This window comes from Acinetobacter sp. IK31 (assembly GCF_035615195.1).
Taxonomy (GTDB): Bacteria; Pseudomonadota; Gammaproteobacteria; order Pseudomonadales; family Moraxellaceae; genus Acinetobacter; species Acinetobacter calcoaceticus_C.
Window position 1 is genome coordinate 232224 of the sequence record NZ_JANBOB010000008.1, and the last position, 12385, is coordinate 244608.

12 protein-coding genes are annotated in these 12385 nt (G+C 40.8%); all 12 read left to right on the top strand.

What is annotated here, in order from left to right:
* The first annotated feature begins 21 nt into the window (after positions 1–21).
* The 12 genes from MSG66_RS05855 (at position 22) to bamB (ending at position 12307) form a co-directional block, all read left to right on the top strand.
* Complete coding sequence (locus MSG66_RS05855) at positions 22–2205, top strand: carboxy terminal-processing peptidase (protein WP_133975462.1); 2184 nt, start codon at positions 22–24, stop codon at positions 2203–2205.
* Between the two features lie 136 nt (positions 2206–2341).
* Positions 2342–3631: a glycosyltransferase family 4 protein gene (locus MSG66_RS05860; RefSeq protein WP_262473345.1), complete on the top strand. Its 1290-nt coding sequence runs from the start codon at positions 2342–2344 to the stop codon at positions 3629–3631.
* A gap of 24 nt (positions 3632–3655) precedes the next feature.
* Positions 3656–4207: a phosphatase PAP2 family protein gene (locus tag MSG66_RS05865; protein WP_316249455.1), complete on the top strand. Its 552-nt coding sequence runs from the start codon at positions 3656–3658 to the stop codon at positions 4205–4207.
* Between the two features lie 99 nt (positions 4208–4306).
* A complete protein-coding gene (gene iscX / locus MSG66_RS05870) occupies positions 4307–4507 on the top strand; it encodes a Fe-S cluster assembly protein IscX (protein WP_069036256.1) in 201 nt (66 codons plus the stop codon).
* A gap of 113 nt (positions 4508–4620) precedes the next feature.
* Entirely contained in the window at positions 4621–5052 is a 432-nt protein-coding gene (gene ndk / locus MSG66_RS05875; RefSeq protein WP_003654870.1) for a nucleoside-diphosphate kinase, read from the top strand.
* Between the two features lie 123 nt (positions 5053–5175).
* The gene (gene rlmN, locus MSG66_RS05880; RefSeq protein WP_262473196.1) at positions 5176–6411 is read left to right on the top strand and encodes a 23S rRNA (adenine(2503)-C(2))-methyltransferase RlmN; all 1236 of its coding nucleotides are present in this window, start codon (positions 5176–5178) and stop codon (positions 6409–6411) included.
* A gap of 15 nt (positions 6412–6426) precedes the next feature.
* On the top strand, positions 6427–7227 hold the full coding sequence (pilW, locus tag MSG66_RS05885; RefSeq protein ID WP_262473194.1) for a type IV pilus biogenesis/stability protein PilW: 801 nt from the start codon (positions 6427–6429) through the stop codon (positions 7225–7227).
* Positions 7218–8009, top strand: coding sequence for a helix-turn-helix domain-containing protein (locus tag MSG66_RS05890; RefSeq protein ID WP_202742607.1), 792 nt, complete (start codon positions 7218–7220; stop codon positions 8007–8009). Before pilW ends, MSG66_RS05890 begins: the two co-directional genes overlap by 10 nt.
* Before the next feature lie 21 nt (positions 8010–8030).
* Positions 8031–9146 carry a flavodoxin-dependent (E)-4-hydroxy-3-methylbut-2-enyl-diphosphate synthase gene (gene ispG / locus MSG66_RS05895; RefSeq protein WP_042894817.1) on the top strand — a complete coding sequence of 372 codons (1116 nt, stop codon included), beginning with the start codon at positions 8031–8033 and terminating at the stop codon, positions 9144–9146.
* Positions 9143–10435, top strand: coding sequence for a histidine--tRNA ligase (hisS, locus tag MSG66_RS05900; RefSeq protein ID WP_202742608.1), 1293 nt, complete (start codon positions 9143–9145; stop codon positions 10433–10435). The genes ispG and hisS overlap by 4 nt, the downstream gene beginning before the upstream one ends.
* Before the next feature lie 28 nt (positions 10436–10463).
* Positions 10464–11162 carry a YfgM family protein gene (locus MSG66_RS05905; RefSeq protein ID WP_324652887.1) on the top strand — a complete coding sequence of 233 codons (699 nt, stop codon included), beginning with the start codon at positions 10464–10466 and terminating at the stop codon, positions 11160–11162.
* Complete coding sequence (gene bamB, locus MSG66_RS05910) at positions 11162–12307, top strand: outer membrane protein assembly factor BamB (RefSeq protein ID WP_324652888.1); 1146 nt, start codon at positions 11162–11164, stop codon at positions 12305–12307. The genes MSG66_RS05905 and bamB overlap by 1 nt, the downstream gene beginning before the upstream one ends.
* Positions 12308–12385 lie beyond the last annotated feature (78 nt).

Here is a 12385-nt window from a genome sequence, read left to right on the forward strand (position 1 = left end):
CCAAGGAAGTATTAAGAATTTATGAAACTTCAAACTATAGCTTGTGCAGTAGCGATCGCGACTGGCGGTTTATTCTTCTCTCATACGATGAACGAAGCGAGAGCAGCAACGAATACTGCTGTGGTTTCTCAATCGATCCAGCCAACGCAAGAACAGGCTTTGGTGGCCCGCCAACTGGCAACTTTAGTTGATCGGCAGCATTATTTAAATATGCGTCTGGATGCGACAACATCAAATCGCATTTTAGATATGTATTTAGACAGCCTTGATCCAGATCACTCATTATTTTTAGACACTGAAGTTCAAAACTATAAAAAACTATACGGTTCAAATTTCGGTGCTTCATTAAAATCGGGGAATTTAACGGGGCCATTTGCAATTCATCAGCAATATCGTGAACGCTTAAAACAATTTTATGAGTTCATGTTGACTGAGTTGAAACAGCAGCAAAATCTAAAACAGCCAAATAGCTATATTGAAATTGATCGTGAAAAAGCACCGTATTTCAAAACGACGGCTGAGCAACAAAATCATTGGCGCAAAATGTTGGCTTCACAGTTAATCAACTTAACCATTAGCCGTGAAGAAGAGCAGGCTAAACAAAAAGCGCTTAAAGAGAATCCTTCACTTGCTGATGGTCAAGACTTAACTGGCCCAGAAGATTTAACACCAGCTCAGACGTTAACTAAACGTTATACACGTCAGCTTGAAAGAATTAGTCGTGTGAAAAGCGATGATGTTTTGGACAAAACATTAAATGCAATGTTGGCGACCTATGATCCACATAGTAATTATTACCCGCCAATTGATGCGATAGAACTTAATCGCCAAACGACTTTGCAATTAGAAGGTATTGGGGTATCGATTCGTCCAGAGCGTGGCAACGAAGATTACACCAAGATTGAAACTATTGTAGAAGGCGGTCCTGCAAGTAAGTCTGGTCAAGTGAAGTCAGGAGATCGAATCATTGGTGTCGCTCAAGGGGGCGAGAAAATGATTGATGTGGTTGGTTGGACAAGTTCTGAAATTGTGGGACTCATTCGTGGTAAACGCGGAACGAAAGTAACTTTAAAACTTCTTGGTGCTGGAGCATCAATGAGTCAGGCGCGTAATGTGACGTTAGTGCGTGATGTGATTCAAGAAGAAGATGCAGGTGTCCGTTCACGTACAGTTGAAGTTAACCGCGATGGTAAAAAGCATCTGTTGGGTGTGATTGAAATTCCATCTTTCTATTTTGACTATCGTTCACGTCGCGCGGGCCAACAATACCGTTCAGTTTCTGAAGATACTGCAAATGCTTTTGAAGCGTTAAAAGCGAAGAAAGTAGAAGGTATTATCATTGATTTGCGTAATGACCCAGGTGGTTCATTAGAAGAAGTTGCACGTATGCTTGGTCAGGTAATCAAGTCTGGTCCAGTAGTCCAAATTCGTGATGGTAATGGCAACGTAAGCGTTTTTGAAGATAACGATGGTGGTCAACAAATTTACACTGGCCCCCTTGCTGTCATGGTGAACTTGGCATCTGCATCTGCAAGTGAAATTTACTCTGCTGCAATCCAAGACTATGAGCGCGGTATTATTATTGGTAGTACAACAACTGGTAAGGGTACAGCTCAGGTACAACTTGATACTCTGGCATACGGTCAAGCGACTTTAACTCAGCGTAAGTTCTACCGTATTACCGGTGGTAGTACACAAAATAAAGGTGTAGTGCCTGACATTAAACTCGTCGATATCTACAACGAAGAGTTTGGTGAGCGTAAATCGAAGAATGCGTTGAAGTGGGACACTATTCCTACAGCGCCATTTAAACGTGAAGGTTCTGTTCAACCTTATGTCACAAAGTTATCTCAATTTTCTGAACAACGTGTAAGTGCTGATCCGCAGTTTAAATATTTGAATAAACGTACTGCAATTGCTAAGGCTACAAGTGAGCAAAAGCAAGTTGTACTTGATATTGATAAGCGCCGTGCGGAATTACTTGCTTTAGAGAAACAGACTCTAGACGCAGAAAATGAACGCCGTGCAGCAAGTGGTCAAAAGCCTTTTGCAAACTGGGAAAGCTATCAAGCTTCATTAGATGCTCTAGCTGAATCTCGCGCTAAAATGAAAGCTTCACAACGTCCTGCATTGCCAGAAGAGGAAACTTTTGTGACTGAAGCTGCAAATGTACTCATGGACTATGCAAAATTGCAAAATCGCTAAGCGTTATTAAGTTTTAAGAGAAAAGCATACTGTCTCAGTGTGCTTTTTTATTTTTCATGTCAGTAAACTGTCATGCATTTATCATCAAAGTGTCAAAAAAACTGCTTAATCTTTAAGCATGAAAATAAATACATTGATGGATGGCGCTATGCAAAGCTCATACGCGACAGCACTATTAAAACAACAGCAACTTCCTGAAAGCTTCCAATTCTTTTTTAAACAAAAGCAGCAGATATCCAATACGCATTCGTTGCACGATTTGGTTCGCCCACGTTTAAAAATTGCGATTGTTACCGAAACATGGCCACCTGAAATTAATGGTGTGGCACTTTCATTATTACAATTATGTCAAGGTTTACAAAAACAGGGGCATAAGATTTTATTGATTCGCCCAGAACAAAAAGCAAAATGCCATGACTTTACGCCAGAGCAAGAATGTTTGGTGATGTCGCAGGCTATTCCGAAATATCCAACTTTGCAGTTTGGTTGGCCACAATATTTAAAAGTATCGAAAGCTTTTGAAAAGTTTGTGCCGGATGTAGTCCACATTGTGACAGAAGGTCCTTTAGGCTTAACTGCCATGCAGGCCGCAAAAGCAAAAGCTATTCCGGTTTCTAGCGGCTTTCATTCACCCTTTCAAGATTTTAGTCGATTCTTCGATTTGGCTTTTTTAGTAAAGCCGATTCAAAAATACCTGTGCTGGTTTCACAACAATACTCAAGTGACCTGTGTGCCGAGTAAAGATACACAAGAAGCGTTACGTGGTTTTGGTATTACTTGCCCGTTGGTTGTTGTTGGGCGCGGCGTAGATACAACAAGATTTTCACCAAAGCATCGCTCTGAAAATTTGCGAAAACAATGGGACGCCGATGAGAATACGCGCGTTATGCTTTATGTGGGGCGTTTGTCACCAGAAAAAGAAGTGCAAGTGCTCATTGAAAGTTATGCCAACTTACAAACTGTTCCTCCACATAAAACTAAATTAGTGATTGTAGGAGATGGCCCAGATTTTGCTCGGTTAAAGTCATTACCTGAAGCGAAGGGTGTTATCTTTACCGGAAGTCTGAGAGGTCAAGATTTGGCAGCTGCCTATGCGAGTGCAGATGTATTCGTATTTGCGAGTCAAGTTGAAACGTTTGGTAACGTAGTTTTAGAGGCGATGGCAAGCGGTTTGCCCGTTATCGCGTATGATTATGCATGTGCACATCAATATTTAACCCATGGTGTGAATGGCTGGTTAAGCCCACTTGGACAAAAAAACCACTTTATACAACAAATTTATCAGCTTCCTTCAGTACAACAACTTAGAGAAATGGGCGTACAAGCCTGTCATAAAGTACAGCAAAGCGGTTGGCAACTTCCGGTTCAGCAATTGGAGCAGGCATTTTATCAGGTAGTGAAGGAGCCCTTGGTGGACTTCACCTAAGTATCCTAAAATAGGAGAATGACCATGAAACTTAAGAATGCAAAAATAAAAATACTCGATTTAGATTTGAGAGGCTGTTTATATCTTAATAATTTCTCTCACTCACAACGTGTTGCCCTTTTTTTCAAAATCATCAGTCGTGTGGGTGATGGTCCATTTTGGTATCTCATGCTGGCAATCGTGTGGGGGATGCAAGGCATTACCTATAGCCTGCAAATCATCTACTTGTTATTAGGTGGTTCTGTTGGGACAGCGATCTATAAATTCTTAAAACATAAAACAACACGACCGCGTCCTTATCAGGTGCATCAGGTAATTGTGCTCGGTGAAAGACCACTTGATCATTTCAGTTTCCCATCTGGCCATACACTTCATGCCGTGATGGTCACGATAGTTTTAGGTTATATCCAGCCTGCGCTGCTTGCGGCGATGTTTCCTTTCATGGTGCTTGTTGCATTGTCTCGTATGGTGCTTGGTCTTCACTACCCAAGTGATGTGATTGTCGGTGCGCTCATTGGTGCGGCAGTCGCAAGTATGATTATTTTTATGGCTCCGCTATTGAACATCGCTTTATAAACATCGGTAATTTTTATCAGCTTAAGCTATCGATTAGGTTTGTGGATTTGCTAAAGTACACAGTTCGTGATTTAGCAGATTAAACAGATAGGAGCCGCTATGGGCTTACGTTGGACAGATACGATTGAAATTGCGATTGAATTGTCGGAAGCACATCCAGAAGTTGATCCGCAATGGATCCGTTTTACCGATTTACACGCATGGGTATGTGCATTACCAGATTTCAGTGATGACCCAAATAAATCGACAGAAGGATTGCTAGAAGGGATCCAAATGGCCTGGATAGACGAAGTTCGCTAAAAACAGTAGAAAAAATCGCAACTTTTACACATTCAAAGCTGATTATTGCCTATGACATCGGTATAATGCGGCAAATTTTTTAAAGTTTAAATCTTAAAATAAAGGAGCCACTCATGGCTATTGAACGTACTTTGTCTATCGTAAAACCTGATGCAGTGTCTAAAAACCACATCGGTGATATTTTTGCTCGTTTTGAAAAAGCGGGTTTAAAAATTGTTGCGACTAAAATGAAACACCTTTCTCAAGCTGATGCTGAAGGTTTCTATGCTGAGCATAAAGAACGTGGTTTCTTTGGTGACTTAGTTGCATTCATGACTTCTGGTCCAGTTGTAGTATCTGTTCTTGAAGGCGAAAATGCAGTTCTTGCACACCGTGAAATTTTAGGCGCTACAAACCCTAAAGAAGCAGCTCCTGGCACGATCCGTGCTGACTTTGCTGTAAGCATCGATGAAAACGCTGCTCACGGTTCTGACTCAGTTGCTTCTGCAGAGCGTGAAATTGCTTACTTCTTTGCTGACAACGAGATCTGCCCACGCACTCGTTAATCGAAAGCATTCAAACCAGATAAGTGGTATACTACTTATCTGGTTTTTTTATTCTCTCAAGAGAATATTGTTTGATTCTTGAACAATATCTTCAGTTTTTTGACATGGTTTAGGTAAATACACATGAGTTCTGCAGAGGTCGTTTCATCTGAAAATCTTGATGGACAGCAGCAATCTTCGTCCACGCTGGTCATGCCTGCTGCCGAAAATAAAGTGAATTTACTCGGCATGTCTCGTCCGGAATTAGAAAAATTCTTTGAAGATATTGGCGAAAAAAAGTTTCGTGCCGGTCAGGTCATGAAATGGATACATCAATACTTCATTACTGATTTTGCTGAAATGACCAATATTTCAGGAAAATTACGTGAGAAGCTTGAACAGATTTGTGAAGTCAAGGCTCCTGAAGTTGTTCACCGTCACTATTCAAAAGATGGTACACGTAAGTGGGTTTTTCGTGTGGGCGATGGTGCGGGTTCTTTGGTTGAAACCGTATTAATTCCTGCTGAAGATAAAACAGGCTTGCGCAAAACTTTGTGTATTTCATCACAAGTGGGTTGTGCATTGGACTGTTCATTTTGTTCAACAGGTAAACAAGGTTTCCAACGCGATTTAACGCCAGATGAAATCATTGGACAACTCTGGATGGCAAACTATTCTTATATGGAAGAAGTGCCTGTTGCTGAGCGTGAACGTTCAGTGACCAATGTCGTGATGATGGGTATGGGTGAGCCATTACTCAACTATGATGCCGTATTAAGCTCAATGCGGATTATGCTTGATGACTTTGCCTATGGCATGTCTAAGCGCCGTGTGACTTTATCAACGTCGGGTGTTGTACCGAAAATTGATCAACTTGCAAAAGACATTGATGTTGCTTTAGCAATTTCTTTACATGCACCAAACGATGAATTACGTAACGAATTAGTACCAATTAATAAAAAATATCCATTGGCTCAGTTAATTGCTGCATGTCAGCGTTATATTGCCAAAGATGGTAATGAAAGTTCACGTAAACATGTGACCATTGAATATGTGATGTTAGAGGGTGTAAATGATCATCCTGAACATGCACAGCAAATGATTAAATTATTAAAAAACTTACCAAGTAAAATTAATTTAATTCCATTTAATCCGTTCCCGCATGCACCATATGGTCGCTCAAGCCGAAATCGAATTATCTCGTTCCAAAAAACTTTGTCTGATGCTGGATTTGTGTGTACGATTCGTCAAACACGTGGTGATGATATTGATGCTGCATGTGGACAGTTAGTCGGTCAAGTGGCTGATAGAACGCGTCGTGCTGAACAGTGGCAGAAAAAAGTCACACAGCGTCAAGAGATTTTGCGTACACAAGGGTAAAATTGAGGGCAGGCTTTGAGTAATCCAAAGTTAAAAACGGTATTTTGTATGGGGGTTGCAGTTGCGCTTTTGGCAAGTGGTTGCCAAACAACGCATGTGCAAAAAAAAGACCCAGAAAAAGCGGTAAAGGTGCGTACACAACTTGCTGCTGAACATATCCGTTCGGGTGACTTGGATTCAGCAAAGCGAGCGCTTGATCAAGCTTTAAGTGTAGATAGCCGTGATGCAGCGGCAAATATGATGATGGGAATTTTACTACAGCAAGAAGGTAGTAAGCCGAACTTAGAAAAAGCAGAACATTATTTTAAACGAGCAATTTCATCTGAACCAGATAATGCTCAAGCACATAATAACTATGGTACTTATTTATACCAAATGGAACGCTATAATGATGCGATCGAGCAATTTCGCATTGCTGGCACAACATTAGGTTATGATCAACGCTATCAGGCGTTAGAAAATCTGGGTCGTATTTATTTAAAATTGGGTGATGTTGCGAGTGCTGAAAAAACATTCAAACAAGCACTCCTTGCTAACCGCGACTCTTATATTTCAATGTTAGAGTTAGCGGAAATTTTTTATTTGCAGCAGCAGGTTCCGGCTGCTACACAAATGTATGAGCAATATGTTCGTACAGTGGGGCAGAAAAATCAGGGTGCAAGAGCACTTTGGATTGGTGTAAGAGTGGCTCGAGCCAATGCGGATAAAATGGGAATGCAAGTGTTAGTAAACCAATTACGTGCCTTGTTCCCGGAAAGTCCAGAATATCAACGTTATTTGCAATTACAGTATAGTACTGAGGCCGTATGGAAATAAATCCTAATTCACAGCAGCCAACTGGCTCAAGCTTACCGACTTCTGCTTTAGGAAATATTCAACGTCCTGGTGAGTATTTACGTCAAATTCGGGTTGCTCAAAATAAAGAGTTAGTGCAAGTTTCCTCAGATTTAAACATGCCAGTTAAAACTCTAACTGCTTTAGAGCAAGATGATTATAAGTCATTACCAGAAGCGACTTTTATCAAGGGTTATTACCGTTCATATGCGAAATATCTAAATACAGATGCGACGGCAATTATTCAGCGCTTTGATGAGATTTATGCAAATGATACCGGGCTTTTACCGAACCATGCCTTAAATAATTCGCCAATTAAAATCATGGGTAAACTCCCTGGTTCTAATAGTGATCGTAATAAGAAATGGTTAAAGCGCGCACTGCTTGCAATTCTGGTTATTGCTGTTGTGTCATTGATTGTTATGGGTATTCAAAAATGGACTTCAAAGAAAGAAGATGCTGATTTACCTAAAGTAAATCAATCTAATGTTGAAGTTCTACCTATGAAAGGAGATACCACCTCAACAGTGGGTGATCAATTGGTGCTAAACTTTAACCGACCAACTTCTGTTCATATTGTGGATGCAACAGGTAAAGTTTTGGCGACTGGTCGTCAGTCATCAACTTTAACTTTAAATGGTGAGTCACCATTCCAGATTCGTCTTGATGATGCAACTGCTGTGTCATTAAGCTTAAACCAAGAACAGATTTCATTGTCTCCATATACGGTAAACGGTAAAGCTGAATTCCGTTTATCCCGCTAATACCATGAGTTGAGCGATACAATGATAGAGAACCCAATTAAACGTCGACCAACACGCAAAATCCGTGTTGGGTCGGTGTATGTCGGTGGCGATGCACCTATTAGTGTGCAAAGTATGACAAACACTGAAACTTGCGATGTTGATGCAACCGTTGCTCAGATTGAGCGTTGCGTCGATGCAGGTGCTGATATTATGCGTGTTTCGGTCCCGTCTATGGAGGCTGCTGAGGCATTTGGCGCAATTCGTAAGCGCGTTTCAGTACCATTGGTTGCCGATATTCATTTTGACCATAGAATTGCTTTGGCAGTTGCTGATTATGGTGCAGACTGTTTACGCATTAATCCAGGTAATATCGGGTCCGACCAGAAAGTTCGTGAAGTCGTTGCTGCGGCGCGTCATCATGGCATTTCTATACGTATTGGTGTTAATGCGGGTTCTTTAGAAAAAGATTTACAAAAAAAATATGGTGAGCCTACAGGTCAGGCATTGCTTGAATCAGCACTACGCCATATCGATATTTTAGACCGTCTTGATTTTCATGAATTTAAAGTAAGCGTAAAAGCATCTAATGTGTTTTTAACAATGGATGCTTATCGTTTACTCTCTCAACAAATTGACAATCCATTACACCTTGGCGTAACCGAAGCTGGTATTTATCGTACGGGTACGGTTAAATCGGCGATCGCATTGGGCGGTTTGTTGATGGAAGGCATTGGCGATACGATGCGTATTTCGCTTGCTGCCGAACCAGAAGATGAAATCAAGATTGGTTTTGATATTTTGAAATCACTTGGTTTGCGTTCTAATGGCATTAACTTCATTGCATGCCCAAGCTGTTCACGCCAAGAGTTTAACGTTATTCAGGTGATGCAATCTTTGGAAAAACGTTTAGAAGATATTCGTACTCCAATGGACGTGTCCGTGATTGGCTGTAAAGTAAATGGCCCGGGCGAAGCGAAAGAAGCAGATATCGGAGTGGTCGGGGCAGCGCCTCGTTCATTGGTTTATCGTAATGGTGAGAAAAGCCATTTAATCGATACCGATCAATTGGTTGATGAAATCGAAACAATGGTTCGTCAACGTGTCCAAGAGCTTGAAGAAGCTAAATCTAAAGAAATTATTCGTAGTTCATCATGAGTTCAATTGTCGCAATCAAAGGTTTTAATGACGTCTTACCAACGCAAACAGTAGCGTGGAGACGTCTCGAGCAATATTTAGCATCTTTAATGGATGCTTATGGTTATCAACAAATTCGTTTGCCGATTATTGAACAAACGGGCTTGTTTAAACGTACCATTGGTGATGCAACCGATATTGTTGAAAAAGAAATGTATACCTTTTTTGACAAAGGTAATCCACCTGAGTCGTTAACCTTACGTCCAGAAGGTACGGCTGGTTGTGTTCGCGCGATGCTTGAACATAATTTGTTGCGTGGTGCTACACCGCGTGTGTGGTATATGGGACCTATGTTCCGTTATGAAAAGCCACAAAAAGGCCGTTACCGTCAGTTTCACCAGTTTGGCGTGGAAACTTTTGGCGTAGCAACACCTGATATTGATGCCGAATTAATTTTGTTGACTGCACGCTTATGGAAACGTATGGGTGTTGCTGATAAGGTTCAACTTGAGTTGAATACTTTAGGTGAGGCTGATGAGCGTACAGAATACCGTAATGCATTGGTTGCTTTTTTAAACGAGCATAAAGATGCGTTAGATGAAGATTCTCAGCGTCGCCTAACAACAAATCCACTACGCATTTTAGATTCTAAAATTGAATCTACCCAGAAAATTCTGGAAAATGCACCGAAATTGCATGATTTCTTAAAAGAAGATAGTTTGGATCATTTTAAGCAGTTACAAGACTATTTAACTGCTGCTGGTATCCAGTTTGTAATTAACCAGAAGTTGGTACGCGGTCTGGATTATTACAACAAGACTGTTTTTGAATGGACGACTACGGCACTTGGTTCGCAAGGTACAGTATGTGCGGGTGGACGCTACGACGGTTTAGTTGGCCAGTTAAAAGGTAAGCCGGATCAATCTGTACCAGCTGTTGGTTTTGCGATGGGTATGGAGCGTTTATTACTTCTGCTTGAGCAAGTTGAACAGGCCGAAGTTATTCGTGATTGTGAAGTCTTTTTGGTTGCAGAACCTGCTTATCAAACGAACGCTTTGATTTTAGCGGAACAATTACGTGACCAGTTAGAAGCTGCTAATAGCAGTATTCGAATCAAAACAGGTTCGCAAGGCAGCATGAAAAGCCAGATGAAAAAAGCTGATCAGGCTGGAGCAATCTTTGCTTTGATTTTAGGGGAACGAGAGTGGGATGCACAGCAGCTTGCAGTAAAAGAACTCGCAACAGCTGAACAGTCACAAGTCGCAATTGCTGAACTCGTACCATTTTTAATCCAAAAATTTACAAAATAAACTGAAACATCTGGAAAAGGACAATCACATGAGCGTAAGTGATGAAGAACAATTCGACAGCTTAAAGTCGTTCGCCAAAAAATATGGTTCTGCCATCATTAGCGGAATTCTCATTGCGTTGATTGCCTTTTTCGGGTGGACATATTGGCAGAAAAAGAATCTGGCAACTAGTCAGGTGGAAACTGCAAAAGTACAGCAGTTAATGGATGAGGCAAATGCAAGTGCCGATAATCCTAATGCTTTAACTTCGGTAACTGCATCGGCAGATAAAATTGTAAAAGATGATATCGACTCTGTTCAGGCAATACAGACTCAATTTGTATTAGCAAAATTAGCCTATGAAAAACAGGATTATGCTGCTGCTGAAAAAGCATTAAAGAAAGTTGAAAATTCAAAAGTAAAAGATGAAGGTTTGATTCAGGTTGTAAAATTGCGTTTAGCAGATGCACAATTGGCACAAAACAAATATGATGAAGCACTAAAAACCCTGTCTGGTAACGTCGATCCTGCATTTAAAGCAACGGTAGAAGAGTTACGTGGTGATATCTTTGTTGCTAAGAAAGATGTTGATTCTGCTAAAAAAGCGTATCAGGCAGCTTGGAATTCGTTACTAGAACGTAAACAAGAGCGACAAATTTTACAAATTAAACTCGAAAGTGTTGGCGTTTTAGTTGAAGATCCACAGATTGAGCGCCCAATTTTGGAAACACAGGTGGAAGAGTCTTAATGAATCATAAATTCAAACTGCCTTTGGCAATTGCAATCGCATCGGCTGTACTGGTGGGATGTTCGAGTAATAAAGTAAAAGAAGTTAAACCTAATCCGCTACCGAAATTGACCGAGTCGAAAAAGACCTTAACGCCAGTGTTTTCGCGTAATGTTTCTTCTACTGATAAGGCTGATCCATTACGCTTACAACTTGATGCAAGTGACGGTGTGGTTTTCACGCTTGATCCAAAAGGCGAAGTAGCTGCATATCGTGGTAAACAACGCATTTGGGAGAAAAAAGTCAGCAAATTAGGCTTGAGCTCTGGTGTTGAAGCTGCTGAAGGAATTGTGGTTGTTGGTAATAGTAAAGGGCAACTTTTTGCACTAGATCAGGCAACAGGCGAACAGAAGTGGACTGCACAGTTATCGGGCGCATTGTTAAGCCCGTCTTTGGTTCAATCTGGACGTGTTATCACTGTTGCGAATGACGGTACTGTATTTGCACATGATGCTGCTTCAGGCCAACAAGTTTGGGCTTATAAATTACCAAATGTACAATTTAGTTTGCGTGGTCAAGCATCACCGGTGAGCCTTGATCCTCGTACTGTATTAATTGCATCTGCGAATGCATATGTTTATGCAATTGATACCATTAGTGGTATTCCACGTTTCCAACGTCGTGTTGCAGTCAGCGAAGGTCGTTCTGATATTCAGCGTTTGGTTGATATCGAAGGTGATCCTACTGTAGCTGGACAATTTATGGTAACGACTAGTTTCCAAGGTCAAGTGACTGTAACCGATCTTGCTTCTCAACGCGTAGTTTGGAGTGAAGATTCGAGCAGTACTAAACGTCCTGAAGTTTATGACAATAAAGTATTTGTTTCTTCAACAAATGGTAAGTTAACAGCTTACGATTTAGCGTCTGGTGAAAAAATCTGGGAAAATGATAGTTTGTTAAACCGTCATTTAAGTAATCCAGTTGTGCTAGGACAAGATCTTGTTGTAGGTGATTTAGATGGCGTATTGCATCTTGTTGAACCAGCAACAGGTAAATTAATTGGTCGTTCAAAAACAAGTGGTGAAGTTAATACATTACGTGTTATCGAGAACCAACTCTATGTTTCGACCAGAAAAGGCGATTTAAGTATTTGGCAGAATCGTTAATTTCGTTCGCTTGTGCTAAAATAAGCGCTTAACAAATTACGCTGTTAAAAATATCGGGGTGTTTGAATTAAATCAGTT